This window comes from Pseudomonas sp. GW821-FHT09D08 (genome assembly GCF_059416305.1).
On record NZ_JBWKOX010000001.1, the window covers coordinates 331,406 to 346,263 of the forward strand.

Genomic DNA, 14,858 nt, shown 5'->3' on the forward strand with positions numbered 1-14,858 from the left:
CCTGGTGCTCTAAAGCGAATGCCAGGCAGGTCCTCGGCATTTCACATACCGTGATGGTGCTCTAGTTCGTCCCCACCCAGCTGTTTCCTTTCTTTCTTAGTCAGCGGCATGTGCAGGTCCACATAGTGCTCACGCACGCGCTGCGCAAGCTCATAAACGTACTCCTCATCTTCGATAGCGATCATGAACAGGCGCAGGGGAAGCTCACCGGTCTCGCCACTGCCCAGAATCTGCAGCGCCTCATCAATGGTTTCGAACGGTTCACCGATGTCCGAATGGGCGTCACATAGACCAAAACTGATAAAGCTCGCCCAATCCCACCCCGTCTCGCGCACGTCCACGGGCAGGTAAGTGCCATCCGGCTTTTTACCCGCCGTGAGCAACAACTGCTCCAACGCTTGGGCAGAGCTGACCGTTGGAACAGCGCAGGCCAATTGTAGGTTCGCCGACTCGTGATAGAACAGGTAATACCCTCCCCGCTGCAACGTGGAGAGCTTGGGTAACTGGCCTTTTCTACTGCCGACATCGGCAACCCAGTCCTTTGCCCGCTTGGCTTGCAAAAGCACGGTTTTGCGACAGACCAGACCACCAATATTCAATGAAATGATTACGCCAAGATCGGCACCCAAGCGGCTTTCTTCGGGGGTACCCGCCAGTTGTAACGTGCCGAGGAAAGACTGGGACATGGGGTAGCCGAACTGCGGGATCTGTTTGGATGCCCAGCCAGTGAGCCAGTGTTCGACATAGGCACTGAACCGACCATTCAAAAGATCTTCAATAGCCGCCGCGCTGTTCAGGAACCTGGCCATTTCCTGTTCGCACTGAAACATCGCCCAGTAGATCGCCCAGAGCACATCGTTGGACAGGTGAGTGGGTGACGTTGCCAATTGGCTCAACAGTTGCCACTGATCGGCGGTTTGACGACATTGCAGCAGCTCACTGGCTGGGCCGCTGTGCATGTTGGCCGCCGCCAGGCTGGCGCAAGCCGCAACAATGTTGGGAAAGCCGCCCGTCACCGCGACGCCGAAGTGATCCCGATTGGCGCGTTTGCGAATAGCTTCGGCCCGCGTGCGCAACGCGCCATAGGCTGCCTTATCCGGTGTTTTTTGAAATACCAGTTGTGCCAGATAGTGATGGGCCTGTGGCATATCTACCTTGCGCACAAAGTCTATGACGCGGGCGAAGGTAATGGCGAAATCAGGAGCCAGCCATCCGTCCCCGCTTGCGGCGGCCAATGCCTTCGTCGCCGCCAACTTGAAGTCATTCAACTGACGCTGGGCTTTAATCAGCTTCTCCAGTAGCGCCTTGAGTCTGAGCTGTTCCTCGCGCTGGGCGGCGACGTCGCGGTTGTGCTGGTCGATGTCACTGGCGCGCTTCGCAGTGACGGTTGGCTCATCGAACGCCAATACAGCCTGCTCATGCTTGAGCCGGGCGGCCTTGAGTTCACGGGACGCCTGACGCGTATCCAAAGGGTTGAGCAGCCAACCGAGCCCGTACCCTTTGTTTTTCTGCTGTTTGAACCTCTGCAGGCACTTCTGCACGCGCGCCAGGGTCGGTGCCAGGGCCTCGAGGCGTTCCCTTTCGGCGCTGCGGGTACTCAGGCCGTTGATGTAGGTGACTGTCGCTTGAGCTTGGGTGATTCGCTCGGACAAGGTTGTGAGGGTCTGGCTGAGCGAAAGCGAAAAGGTGTCGCTCTGTATCCTGAGATTCTTACGCAGCGACGGTTGGAGCATGGTCATGAATGACTTCCTGGTCGAAATAACGGCGTGCGTCATAGTAACCATACGGCTGCCGAAATCGACGTTGCTTGCACGCTGTGCAACAGTCCTTTGTCATCACGCCCATTGATAGCCCCCTAACGAAAGCCCCATGCTAGAGGGCTAATCCCGCGCTTATATCATTCCGAATGATAGTTACCTTTGCTTCATTCGATTCGTGACATACCGCGTCGCCGCGCATGATCCGCCCATCTCAAATACATTGGCGGATGCACCTCATGGAACAGTCACTCAAACATTTGCGCTTCCCCCTGGCGATCCTGGCCGTGGTGGTGATGAGCGCGTGCGGCAAGACCCCGGACCAAGCGGCCGCCATGCCACCGGCAAAGGTCAGCGTGGCCAAGGTGCTTGAGCAGCCGGTCAACGAGTGGGATGAATTCACCGGTCGCCTGGAAGCGCCCGAAACCGTACAGATTCGTCCACGGGTCTCTGGCCAGATTGACCAAGTCGCTTTCACCGAAGGCGCTTTGGTCAAGAAAGGCGACCTGCTGTTCCAGATCGACCCGCGTCCGTTCCAGGCCGAAGTGCGCCGCCTGGAAGCCCAACTGGCTCAAACCAAAGCCGCCGCCACCCGCAGCGACAACGAAGCCCAGCGCGGCGAACGCCTGCGCCAGAGCAATGCGATTTCCGCCGAACTGGCCGACTCGCGCACCACCGCCGCCCAGGAAGCCCGCGCCGCCGTCGCCGGGATCCAGGCGCAGTTGGACCTGGCCAAGCTGAACCTGAGCTTCACCCGCGTGACTTCGCCGATCAGCGGCCGCGTCAGCCGTGCGGAAATCACCGCCGGCAACCTGGTGACCGCCGACGTTACCGCGCTGACCAGCGTGGTCTCCACCGACAAGGTCTACGCCTACTTCGACGCCGATGAACGTGTGTACCTCAAGTACACCGAGCTGGCTCGCCAAGGCCGCCGTGGTGCGACCACCCCGGTGTACCTGGGCCTGTCGAATGAAACCGGCAACCCGCACTTGGGCCAGATGAACTTCGTCGACAACCAGGTCAACCCGGCCACCGGCACCATCCGTGGGCGCGCCGTGTTCGATAACAGCAAGGGCGAATACACCCCTGGCCTGTATGCGCGCCTGAAGCTGGTCGGCAGCGGTACCTACTCCGCCGTACTGATCAACGACGAGGCCGTCGGCACCGACCTGGGCAAGAAGTTCGTGCTGGTGATGGAAGGCGACAAGCCGGCGTATCGCGCGGTGGAACTGGGGCCGAAGATCGAAGGCCTGCGCATCGTGCGCAGCGGCCTGAACAAGGACGACACCATTATCGTCAAGGGCCTGCAACGCGCACGCCCCGGCTCGCCGGTCGCCCCGGAAACCATTCCGATGGCCAGCAAGGAAACCCTCGCCGCCTTGGCCCAACAACGACAAGCGCTTGAAGCCAGCAACCTGGAGCAAGTGGCGCCGGAAAAAACCGCGCCCAAGCTCGCAGCCGTTGCGTCTCCACGCGGTTAAGGGATACGACTCAAGATGAATTTTTCCAAGTTCTTCATTTCACGACCGATCTTCGCAGCTGTGCTGTCGCTGCTGATCCTGATCGCCGGTGCGATCTCGCTGTTCCAATTGCCGATCAGCGAATACCCGGAAGTCGTTCCGCCGACCGTGGTGGTACGCGCCAACTTCCCGGGCGCCAACCCCAAGGTCATCGGTGAAACCGTGGCCGCGCCGCTGGAGCAAGCCATCACCGGCGTCGAGGGCATGCTGTACATGTCCTCGCAATCGACGGCCGACGGCAAGCTGACCCTGACCATCACTTTCGCCCTGGGCACCGACCTGGACAATGCGCAGGTGCAGGTGCAAAACCGGGTGACGCGGACTCAGCCAAAACTGCCTGAGGAAGTGACGCGCATCGGTATCACCGTGGACAAGGCCTCCCCCGACCTGACCATGGTGGTGCACTTGACCTCCCCGGATCAGCGCTACGACATGCTGTACCTGTCCAACTACGCGATCCTCAATATCAAGGATGAGCTGGCCCGCCTGGGCGGCGTCGGCGACGTGCAGTTGTTCGGCATGGGCGACTACTCCCTGCGTGTCTGGCTGGATCCGAACAAGACCGCCTCGCGCAACCTGACCGCCACCGATGTGGTCACCGCGATCCGCGAGCAGAACCGCCAGGTGGCAGCCGGTGCCCTGGGCGCCCAGCCTGCACCGTCGGACACCAGCTTCCAGTTGTCGGTGAACACCCAGGGTCGCCTGGTCACCGAGGAAGAGTTCGAGAACATTGTGATCCGCGCCGGCGCCAACGGTGAAATCACGCGCCTCAGGGACATTGCCAGGGTCGAATTGGGGTCGAGCCAATACGCACTGCGCTCGCTGATCGACAACCAGCCGGCCGTCGCGATTCCGATTTTCCAGCGCCCCGGCTCCAATGCCATCGACATCTCCAACGATGTGCGCGCCAAGATGGCCGAGCTGAAAAAGAGCTTCCCGGCCGGCATGGATTACCGCATCGCCTATGACCCGACGATCTTTGTGCGCGGTTCCATCGAAGCGGTGGTGCACACCCTGTTCGAAGCGCTGATCCTTGTGGTGCTGGTGGTGATCCTGTTCCTGCAGACCTGGCGCGCCTCGATCATTCCGTTGGTGGCGGTGCCGGTCTCGTTGATCGGGACCTTTGCGGTGATGCACCTGTTCGGGTTCTCCCTCAACGCGCTGTCGCTGTTCGGATTGGTACTGGCCATCGGCATCGTGGTGGACGACGCCATCGTGGTGGTGGAGAACGTCGAACGTAATATCGAGCTGGGCCTGGAGCCATTCCCGGCGACTGAAAAGGCCATGAGCGAAGTGACCGGCCCGATCATCGCCACGGCGCTGGTGCTGTGTGCGGTGTTCATTCCAGCGGCGTTTATCAGTGGCTTGACCGGGCAGTTCTACAAACAGTTCGCCTTGACCATTGCGATCTCGACGGTGATCTCGGCGTTCAACTCGCTGACCCTGTCCCCTGCCCTGGCCGCCGTGTTGCTGCGCGGTCACGATGCACCGAAGGATCGTTTCTCGAAGGTCCTCGACAAGCTCCTCGGTGGCTGGCTGTTCCGTCCCTTCAACCGCTTTTTCGAAAAGTCCAGCCATGGCTACGTGAGTACCGTACGCCGGGTGATTCGCGGCACGGGCATTGCCCTGTTCGTGTACGCCGGCCTGATGGTGCTGACCTTCTTCGGGTTTGCCCACACCCCGACCGGTTTCGTACCGGCCCAGGACAAGCAATATCTGGTGGCCTTCGCCCAACTGCCCGATGCTGCGAGCCTGGACCGCACCGAAAACGTGATGAAGCGCATGTCGGAGATCGCCCTGAAGCAGCCCGGTGTGGAAGCTGCGATTGCGTTCCCCGGCCTGTCGATCAACGGGTTCACCAACAGCCCGAACAGCGGCATTGTGTTCGTGACCTTGAAGCCGTTCGATGAGCGTAAAGACCCGAGCATGTCTGCCGGTGCGATTGCCGGTGCGCTGAACGGCCAGTACGCCAACATCGAAGAAGCCTACATGGCGATCTTCCCACCGCCGCCGGTACAGGGCCTGGGCACCATCGGCGGGTTCCGCCTGCAGATCGAAGACCGTGGCAACCTGGGCTATGACGAGCTGTACAAAGAAGTGCAGAACGTCATCACCAAGAGCCGTGGCGTGCCCGAGTTGTTCGGCCTGTTCACCAGCTACACGGTCAACGTGCCCCAGGTCGATGCCGCCATCGACCGCGAAAAGGCCAAGACCCACGGCGTGGCGATCAGCGACATCTTCGACACCCTGCAGGTCTACCTCGGTTCCTTGTATGCCAACGACTTCAACCGCTTCGGGCGTACCTACCAGGTCAACGTGCAGGCTGAACAACAGTTCCGCCAGGACGCCGACCAGATCGGCCAGCTGAAAGTACGCAACAACAAGGGCGAGATGATCCCGCTGGCGACCTTCATCAAGGTCAGCGACACCTCGGGGCCGGACCGCGTGATGCACTACAACGGCTTTATCACCGCCGAAATCAACGGCAACGCGGCACCAGGCTACAGCTCCGGCCAGGCCCAGGCGGCGATTGAAAAACTGTTGAAGGATGAACTGCCCAACGGCATGACCTACGAGTGGACCGACCTGACCTATCAGCAAATCCTCTCGGGCAACACCGCGCTGTTCGTGTTCCCGCTCTGCGTACTGCTGGCGTTCCTGGTCCTGGCCGCCCAATACGAAAGCTGGAGCCTGCCGCTGGCGGTGATCCTGATCGTCCCGATGACGCTGCTGTCGGCCATTACCGGGGTAATCATCTCCGGTAGCGACAACAACATCTTCACCCAGATCGGCCTGATCGTACTGGTGGGCCTGGCGTGCAAGAACGCGATTCTGATCGTCGAGTTCGCTAAGGACAAACAGCAGGAAGGCCTCGACCCGCTCGCTGCGGTACTGGAAGCCTGCCGCCTGCGTCTGCGGCCGATCCTGATGACCTCGTTCGCCTTCATCATGGGTGTGGTGCCACTGGTGTTGTCCAGCGGCGCCGGTGCCGAGATGCGTCATGCCATGGGCGTGGCGGTGTTCTCCGGGATGATCGGGGTGACCTTCTTCGGTCTGTTGCTGACACCAGTGTTCTACGTACTGATCCGTCGCTATGTGGAGCGCAGCGAAGCGCGCAAAGCGGCCAAGGCCTTGAAGCTGGAGACACAGCAATGAGTGTGAAAGTATTCCTGCCGAGCTTGCTGGTCCTGGCGCTGAGCGCCTGTGCCGTGGGCCCGGACTACAAGACCCAGACCCCGGAGGCGGCGAACATCACCGCCGCCGCGGACGCCAAGCAATATGACCATGCCAAGTTCGAAGGCATCTGGTGGCAGCAGTTCGACGACCCGACCCTCAACCAGCTGGTCACGCAATCGCTGCAAGGTAACCGTGATCTGCGCGTGGCGTTTGCCCGTCTGCGTGCTGCCCGTGCAATCCGCGATGACGCCAGCAATGACGCCATGCCGACCATTACCAGCCGCGTCAGCAGCGACCAGGGCAAGGGCCAGATCCCCGGCCAGACTACTAGCCGGGTCAAGACCGAGCGGTACGACCTGGGCCTGGACATGGCCTGGGAGCTGGACCTGTTCGGGCGCATCCAGCGCAACCTGGAAGCCACCGACGCCGACCAGCAAGCCGCCGAGGCCGACTTGTACCAACTGCAAGTCACCCTGATTGCCGAACTGGTGGACGCCTACGGTCAACTGCGCGGCGCGCAACTGCGTGAACGCATCGCTCTCGACAACCTGAAGAACCAGCAGGACTCGCGCACCATCACCGTCAGCCTGCGGGATGCCGGTGTGGGTGACCAACTCGACGTGGAGCGCGCCGACGCACGCCTCGCCGCAGTGGAAGCCAGCGTGCCGCAACTGCAGGCCGAACAGGTGCGTGAGCGCAACCGCATCGCCACCCTCCTCGGCCAGCGCCCCGACAAGCTGACCGTGGACCTGAGCCCGAAAGACCTGCCGGCGATTGCCAAGGCGTTGCCGATCGGTGACCCGGGGCAACTGCTGCAACGGCGCCCGGACATCCTCAGCGCCGAACGCAAACTGGCCGCCGCCACCGCGCGTATCGGCGTGGCCAAGGCCGACCTGTTCCCACGGGTCAGCCTCAGCGGGTTCCTCGGCTTCACCGCCGGGCGCGGTTCGCAGATCGGCTCATCCGCCGCAAATGCCTGGGCCCTGGGCCCGAGCATCACCTGGGCCGCCTTCGACCTGGGCAGCGTCCGCGCCCGCCTGCGGGGTGCAGACGCCGAAGCCGATGGCGCCCTGGCGACCTACGAGCAGCAAGTACTGCTGGCGCTGGAAGAGTCCGAAAATGCCTTCAGCGATTACGGCAAGCGTCAGCAACGCCTGGTCTCGCTGATCCGCCAAAGCGAATCCAGCCGCGCCGCCGCCGACCTCGCCGCGATCCGCTACCGCGAAGGCACCGTGGACTTCCTCGTCCTGCTCGACGCCCAACGCGAACGCCTGGCCGCCGAAGACTCCCAGGCCCAGGCCGAAGTGGACCTGTATCGCGGGATTGTGGCGATCTACAAGGCGCTGGGGGGTGGCTGGAAGCCGGACACCGTCGTGGCGACTGCGAAGTAACGTAAAGAGCTCCTTTGGTTGGTCGCATCCAGCCAATTTTTAGCCCCGTGGTCCGTTTGGTCATGGGGCTTTTTTGTTTGTAGCGTCCTAAAATGTTGAAAGTTACTTCTGTAAGTGAAACAAGAAGTCCTTCGTAGGTAGTTTCCTAATACCGCGCTACACCTGGCAATCAGGAGTACATGCTTTTTATTGCAGCTGCCACTTCTTCTGCAATACAGAAAATGAGGTCTTCTAAAATAAATGCATGCACCTTAAGCTTCAAATATCTTCAGTTTGAAAGACAGACATTCAAATAAAAATGAGCACCCTGACCCCACTCAAAGACAAGCACGACAACCTATATTACTCCTTATCAATTTTTATGAACATAGATGTCCAAAGAAGCCTGTTTGTACTTTATCTGCTGCAACTTGGAATCACACAAGGAGAAATAGGCATTCTTCAATCTTTTTTATTCTTCTCTTCCGTAGCGTTAGAAATCCCATCCGGTTTGCTCGCGGATCGATATGGTCGTAAATATTCTCTCATACTCGGCTTTTTAGGGCTGTTTATAAGCGGCATTGGATTTCTGCTATTTTCCTCCTTTATTCCTTTCGCCATAATATTTTGTCTGTTCGGCGCCAGCATTGCCATGGGTTCCGGTTCGGACAGGGCATTACTGTATGATAACTTACTGGCCCAGCATCGCGCCGAAGAGTATCCTAAAATACTCTCACGCGCCCGTGCCATTGGTGCGATTTCATTAGGCTTATCTATGCTGCTTGGTGGCGTATTACAAGACACATGGTCTTGGAACAGTGTTTATATTTGTTTTGCGTTATCAAAGCTCATTGGAGCTGTTGTTGTGACATTCATTCCCGAAATGAAGCTCCCGGCCTTCTCACTGAATTTGAATAAAAAAATTCACAAAAGTAATGAAAAAACGGAGGGACATCTCACCTCGCTGATTAATTTTTTTCGGTCTAAAAAAGGCGCATTTCTTATACCTTTGTTTATTGGATATGCTTTATTCGAGCTTTCAACGATCCCCTTGTTCATCTATGGCCAACCCTTTTTTTCCATGCAGGGTTTAGAGATACCTATCATCGCTGGCATTTATGCTGCTGTTGAAGCCCTATCGGCATTAATGTTCATGGCTGCTGGCTTTTTTTGTTCTCGCTTTTCTCTCGGCATAATTGCTTTCTCTACCACACTTATTACCACCTTTCTTCTTTTCATTCTTTCATTGAATATCGGTACAACCACTTCGGTCGCGAGCTTCCTTCTAATCATGTCGCTCCCTGCCATATATGAAACCTCATACGAAACCTATATTCATGACAATATTGAGTCACACATCCGAGCATCCTGCCTCTCTGTTGCAAACCTGGTCAACTCAGTCATTATCGGCGTCTCCTATACTATTTTCGGTGGATTATTAGATGCGTATGGGTTCTCACCAAGTTTGATGATAGTTGCAGCCTCTTGCTTTATTGGTTTATTGGGTGTCAGCGCAACATTGCTGTTAGGTGGTCGAAAAACCCATTTAAAAAAACAAGAAGCTTGAATCCCCCCAAATACACGCTCTTACACCCTACGTTTGATCATTAAGAATCAAACTGCGGTAATGCCCAGGATTGGACCCCACCCACTTGCGAAACGCCTTATAAAACGAACTGGTATCGGCAAACCCCAACCGCGCCGCGATCTCGGCAAAGCTGATCTGCGGTTCGGCCAGCCACACAATCGCCAACTCCTTGCGCACGCTGTCCTTGAGTCCCTGATAGCTCTGCCCTTCTTCCGCCAGGCGGCGGCGCAGCGTGGAAGCGGAGATACACAGCGTGGCCGCAAGGCCCTCGGTCTCAGGCCAGGTGTCGGGAGGCATTTGCCGCAGGTCGTGCTTGATGCGCGTAGCCAGGCTGTCGGGGTTGCGGTATTTGACCAGGATGTTGGCCGGCGCGTGGGCGAGGAAGCGCTTGAGTTCTTCCGGGCTGCGCTTGATCGGCAGGTCCAGGCAGTCGGCGGAGAAGATCATGCGGGTGCGTGGCCGATCAAAACGCAGGTTGTCGGAAAACATCACCTGGTAGTCATCGCAAAAGTCCGGCTGCGGGCAGCGCAGTTCGATGGCCAGGATCGGGATGCGCCGGCCTGCCAGCCAGCAGGCGACGCCGTGCACGATCATCCAGTAGGTGAAATAGGTGAATGCGCGCTTGGGCGCCGGCTCGGGTTCGAGCAACACGATTTCCGCCAGGCTCTGTTGGCGCACCAACTGGGCCGGCAGGTGTTCCAGCATCAGCGAGAGGAACCCCAGGCCGGTGTGCAGACCCGCTGCCAGGCTGGGTTGTGCAATGGCGGCGCGACAGAGGAACTCCAGGCTACCGGACTTGAGCTTGCGCGGGTCCATGCCGAAGAACTCATCGTCCATGCGCCTGGCCAGCAGACGCCACAAACGGGCGTAGGCGGTCGCCGGAACGCGGGCCACGGGCTGTTCCAGCAATGCCGGATCGATTCCGACCTTGCTCAAGGCTTCGACGGTGGCCGGCCCCGGTGCGCAGCTCTGCAACAAGGCTTCGCGCACGAGGTGGATGGAGATGGTGTCTTTTTCCGACATGGGAGATTGGGCAATCCGGCGGCACTCGAGATGCCGTGCATCATAAGGTGGGTTGCGATTCGCCACCACCGTTCAGCCATTGTTCAGCAAACGTCAAGTTTTCCTGTTTAGCAATGAGTATCATTATGTTACAACTTAGCTTCCTACCTACTTAAGCTGCGGTGCCCGATGCTTGTTCCCTTTTTAATCATGCTGCGCGAAGGCATTGAGGCCGCGCTGATCGTCGGCATCATCGCCAGTTATCTGCAACAAACCGGCCGCGGCCAGTGGATGCCGGCGGTGTGGATCGGCGTGTTCCTCGCCGCGGCCCTGGCCTTGCTGGTGGGCGGTGGCCTTGAACTGGTCAGTGCCGAGTTTCCGCAGAAACAGCAGGAATTGTTCGAAGGCATCGTCGGCCTGGTCGCCGTGGGCATCCTCAGCTCCATGGTGTTCTGGATGCGCAAGGTCGCGCGCTCCATCAAACATTCGCTGCATGCCTCCCTCGATCAGGCGTTGACCGGTTCCAAACACCAGGTCACGGCGTTGATCCTCATGGTGTTCTTCGCCGTCGCTCGTGAAGGCCTGGAAACCGTGTTCTTCCTGCTGGCGGTGTTCCAACAGAGCGAAGGCCCAGGCGCACCGATTGGCGCCCTGCTCGGCCTAGTCCTGGCGATCATCGTCGGCTTCCTGATCTACACCGGCAGCATGCGCCTGAACCTCGGTGCATTTTTCCGCTGGACCGGCCTGTTCATCCTCGTGGTCGCCGCCGGCATCCTCGCCAATTCGGTGCAAGCCCTGCATGAAGCGGGCGTGTGGAACCACTGGCAGACCGTGCTGTTCGATTTCAGCGCCGCATTGCCGATGGACAGCCCCCTGGGCTCAGTGCTGGCCGGCATGTTCGGCTACCAGGAAGCGCCGACCATCAGCACCTTGGGCGCCTATCTGGTTTATCTGGTGGTGGCGCTGGTGATGTTTTTCCTGCCCGCGGCACCGGCCAAGCCTGCCGCCAGCCCTTCTTCCGTTTCCAGCCAGTAAGGACCGTCTCTTGTCCAACCCAACGCCTCAACCCGCTTCGCCCCCCCGCGCCCTGCGCTGGGCGGTGGCCGGCTCGGTGGTCGTGATGATCGCCGCCGGTGGCCTGTTCTATTACGCCTCGCAGCTGGCGGCCAGCAAGCGCCAGACCAACCACGATGAAATCGCCGTGACCATCCATGGCCATGCCTGCGAGCCCAATGCACTGACGGTGCCGGCCGGCCGGGCGAGCTTTCGCATCATCAACCGCTCTGACCGGGCGGTGGAGTGGGAAATCCTCGACGGCGTGCTGGTGGTCGAAGAGCGCGAAAACATCGCCCCCGGCCTGAGCCAGGTGATCAACGCCAACCTGCTGCCTGGCGACTATGCAATTACCTGTGGCCTGCTGAGCAACCCGCGCGGCACCCTGCATGTGACGCCAACCGCAGAATCCGACGCCCAGGCCAAGGCCAAGCCGTCGATGGTGGCGTTTATCGGCCCGCTGTCGGAGTTTCGTGTGTACCTGAGCAGCCAGGGCAGTGCCCTGGTCAAGGCCGTGACCGCCCTGCAACAGGCGATCGACGCCGGTGACCTGGCTCAGGCACAAGCGCTGTATGTGCCGGCCCGTGAGGCTTACCAACGTCTGGCCCCGGCCTCGCAGCGACTGGCCGAGTTGGACAACGCCATCAACGCCCGTGCCGATTATTTTGAAAAACGCGAGCAAGACCCGGCCTTCAGCGGTTTCCATCGCCTCGAATACAGCCTGTTCCAGCAACGCAGCCTTGATGACCTGGGGCCGATTGCGCAGCGCCTGGTGAGCGATGTCACCCGCCTCAAACAGCAGTTGCTGGCGCAGTCGCTGCCGCCGGAACAACTGGTGAGCATCGTGGTGCGCAACCTCAACAGCCTGGCGGATGTACGCGCCATCAGCGGTGAAGAAGAGCGCTACAGCCATGTCGACCTGAATGGTTTCGCCGCCAACCTGGAGGCCGCGCACAAGGTGGTCGAGCTGATGCGTCCGCTGCTGACCAAGTCCGCCGCCGACCTGCTGCCGACAGTCGACAGCGCCCTCGCCGCCTTCGATACCGAGCTCCAGGGTTTCAAGCTCGACAAGGGCTATGCCACGTACGACAGCGTTACCGCCGATCAGCGCAAGCAGATCGCCGACAAGGCCAAGGCTCTGGCCGCCGCACTCGATGGAATCGACCCCGCCCTTGGCCTTTCCGGCCTGCAGTGAAGACGACCGCACACATGAGTGATTCAGAACAGTTTTCAGCCCAACGTCGCCGTGTCCTCCTGGGCATGGCCGCCACCGGTGCCGCCATCGCCGGCAGCACCCTGACCTGTCCGGCCATGGCCGCCGCCGCCGAGCAAGTCACCACCGCACCGCGCAGCGACAAGACCCAGGACCACCACGATTTTTTCGGCCAGCACCAGAGCGGCATCGTCACCCCACGCCCGGCCTGCGGCATGGTCGTGGCGTTCGACGTCCTGGCCAGTGACCGCGAAGACCTGGAGCGCCTGTTCCGCACCTTGAACGAGCGCATCGGCTTCCTGATGACCGGTGGCACCGTGCCCCAGGTCGACCCGAAACTGCCGCCCACCGATTCCGGCATCCTCGGCCCGGTGGTCACGCCGGATAACCTGACCATCACCGTGTCGGTCGGCGCATCGTTGTTCGATGAGCGCTTCGGCCTGGCCGCCGTCAAACCCAAGCGCCTGATCCGCATGGTGGGCTTCCCCAACGATGCGCTGGAACCGGCGCAGTGCCACGGCGACCTGAGCCTGCAATTCAGCTCCAACACCCCGGACACCAATATCCACGCCCTGCGCGACATCGTGAAAAACCTGCCCGACCTGCTGCTGGTGCGCTGGAAGCAGGAAGGCAGCGTGCCGCCCCAGGCACCGGCCAAGCCCGGCGAACCGGCACAAAGCGCGCGTAACTTCCTGGGTTTCCGCGACGGCTCGGCCAACCCGAACTCCAACGACAACAAGGCCATGGACCAGATTGTATGGGTCCAACCCGGCAGCGACGAACCCAGCTGGGCCGCCCATGGCAGCTACCAGGCGGTGCGCATCATCCGCAACTTCGTCGAACGCTGGGACCGCACGCCGCTGCAAGAGCAGGAAAGCATCATCGGCCGCGTGAAGACCAGCGGCGCGCCCATGGATGGCCAGAAAGAATCCCAGGTGCCCGACTACAGCAAGGACCCGGAAGGCAAGCTGACCAAGCTCGATGCCCATATCCGCCTGGCCAACCCGCGCACCCCGCAGACCCAGGCCAACCTGATCCTGCGTCGGCCGTTCAACTACTCCAACGGCGTCAATAAAAACGGTCAGCTGGACATGGGGCTGTTGTTCATCTGCTACCAGGCTGACCTGGAGAAAGGCTTTATCAGCGTGCAAACCCGGCTCAACGGCGAGCCCCTGGAGGAATACCTCAAACCGGTCGGCGGCGGGTATTTCTTCACCTTGCCGGGGGTCACCGGACCTAAGGATTTCATCGGGCGCACGCTGCTCGCTGCAACGCCTTTTCAAACCACTGCCCACACCTAAAACAAACCAGAGCGGAACACGTCCCATGAAGAAGTCGACTATCGCGTTGTCGTTGTTAATGACCCTTTCGCCGCTGGCAGCGTTTGCCGCTACCGCGCCGTTGGACCTGGTAGGCCCGGTGTCGGACTACAAGATCTACGTCACCGAAGAAATCGGCGAGCTGGTCACTCAGACCCAGGCCTTTACCGACGCCATCAACCAAGGCGACCTGGCCACCGCCAAGAAGCTCTACGCGCCGACCCGCGTGCACTATGAGTCCATCGAACCGATCGCCGAGCTGTTCAGCGACCTGGATGCGTCGATTGACTCCCGGGTCGATGACCACGAAAAAGGCGTGACCGCCGAAGACTTCACCGGTTTCCACCGCATCGAGTACGCGCTGTTCTCCCAGAACACCACCAAAGGCCTGGAAGCCCTGACGGCCAAGCTCAACACTGACGTCAACGACCTGAAAACCCGTGTCGACGGCCTGACCTTCCCGCCGGAGAAAGTCGTCGGCGGTGCCGCTGCGTTGCTGGAAGAAGTTGCCGCCACCAAGATCTCCGGTGAAGAAGACCGCTACAGCCACACCGACCTGTATGACTTCCAGGGCAACATCGACGGCGCGAAGAAAATCGTCGACCTGTTCCGTGGCCAGATCGAGAAACAGGACAAGGCCTTCCTGGCCAAGGTCGACAAGAACTTCGCCAGCGTGGACAAGATCCTGGCCAAGTACAAGACCAAGGACGGCGGCTTCGAGACCTATGACAAGGTCAAGGAAAACGACCGCAAGGCACTGGTGGGTCCGGTCAACACCCTGGCCGAAGACCTGTCGACCCTGCGTGGCAAGCTGGGCCTGAACTGATCCGTGGCTGTCCAGGCTCGCAACGAGCCTGGG

10 protein-coding genes are annotated in these 14,858 nt (G+C 60.0%); 8 read left to right on the plus strand and 2 right to left on the minus strand.

Features of this window, described 5'->3' with window-relative positions:
* Positions 1-41: 41 nt before the first annotated feature.
* The gene (locus AC07OP_RS01355) at positions 42-1,739 is read right to left on the minus strand and encodes a hypothetical protein (RefSeq protein WP_495102614.1); all 1,698 of its coding nucleotides are present in this window, start codon (positions 1,737-1,739) and stop codon (positions 42-44) included.
* 257 nt (positions 1,740-1,996) lie between these two features.
* Here AC07OP_RS01355 and mexE point away from each other — a divergent pair, with 257 nt between their 5' ends.
* The 4 genes from mexE (at position 1,997) to AC07OP_RS01375 (ending at position 9,391) form a co-directional block, all read left to right on the plus strand.
* Positions 1,997-3,238: a multidrug efflux RND transporter periplasmic adaptor subunit MexE gene (gene mexE / locus AC07OP_RS01360; RefSeq protein WP_027605656.1), complete on the plus strand. Its 1,242-nt coding sequence runs from the start codon at positions 1,997-1,999 to the stop codon at positions 3,236-3,238.
* Positions 3,239-3,253: 15 nt separating this feature from the next.
* Entirely contained in the window at positions 3,254-6,433 is a 3,180-nt protein-coding gene (locus AC07OP_RS01365; protein ID WP_065927735.1) for an efflux RND transporter permease subunit, read from the plus strand.
* Positions 6,430-7,845, plus strand: coding sequence for an efflux transporter outer membrane subunit (locus AC07OP_RS01370; RefSeq protein ID WP_065941342.1), 1,416 nt, complete (start codon positions 6,430-6,432; stop codon positions 7,843-7,845). The genes AC07OP_RS01365 and AC07OP_RS01370 overlap by 4 nt, the downstream gene beginning before the upstream one ends.
* A 298-nt stretch (positions 7,846-8,143) precedes the next feature.
* A complete protein-coding gene (locus AC07OP_RS01375) occupies positions 8,144-9,391 on the plus strand; it encodes an MFS transporter (RefSeq protein ID WP_495102613.1) in 1,248 nt (415 codons plus the stop codon).
* Between the two features lie 27 nt (positions 9,392-9,418).
* Here the strand turns inward: AC07OP_RS01375 and AC07OP_RS01380 are convergent, their stop codons facing one another.
* Positions 9,419-10,435, minus strand: a complete 1,017-nt coding sequence (locus AC07OP_RS01380) for an AraC family transcriptional regulator (RefSeq protein ID WP_495102612.1) — start codon at positions 10,433-10,435, stop codon at positions 9,419-9,421.
* A gap of 168 nt (positions 10,436-10,603) precedes the next feature.
* Here AC07OP_RS01380 and efeU point away from each other — a divergent pair, with 168 nt between their 5' ends.
* The 4 genes from efeU to efeO (AC07OP_RS01400) are packed head-to-tail and all read left to right on the plus strand — an operon-like array spanning position 10,604 to position 14,825.
* Positions 10,604-11,449: an iron uptake transporter permease EfeU gene (gene efeU / locus AC07OP_RS01385; RefSeq protein ID WP_368960879.1), complete on the plus strand. Its 846-nt coding sequence runs from the start codon at positions 10,604-10,606 to the stop codon at positions 11,447-11,449.
* Positions 11,450-11,459: 10 nt separating this feature from the next.
* Positions 11,460-12,662, plus strand: coding sequence for an iron uptake system protein EfeO (gene efeO, locus AC07OP_RS01390; protein ID WP_495102611.1), 1,203 nt, complete (start codon positions 11,460-11,462; stop codon positions 12,660-12,662).
* 14 nt (positions 12,663-12,676) lie between these two features.
* Positions 12,677-13,981, plus strand: coding sequence for an iron uptake transporter deferrochelatase/peroxidase subunit (gene efeB / locus AC07OP_RS01395; RefSeq protein WP_405125887.1), 1,305 nt, complete (start codon positions 12,677-12,679; stop codon positions 13,979-13,981).
* A 25-nt stretch (positions 13,982-14,006) separates the two neighbouring features.
* Positions 14,007-14,825: an iron uptake system protein EfeO gene (gene efeO / locus AC07OP_RS01400; RefSeq protein ID WP_065941337.1), complete on the plus strand. Its 819-nt coding sequence runs from the start codon at positions 14,007-14,009 to the stop codon at positions 14,823-14,825.
* The last annotated feature ends 33 nt before the right edge of the window (positions 14,826-14,858 follow it).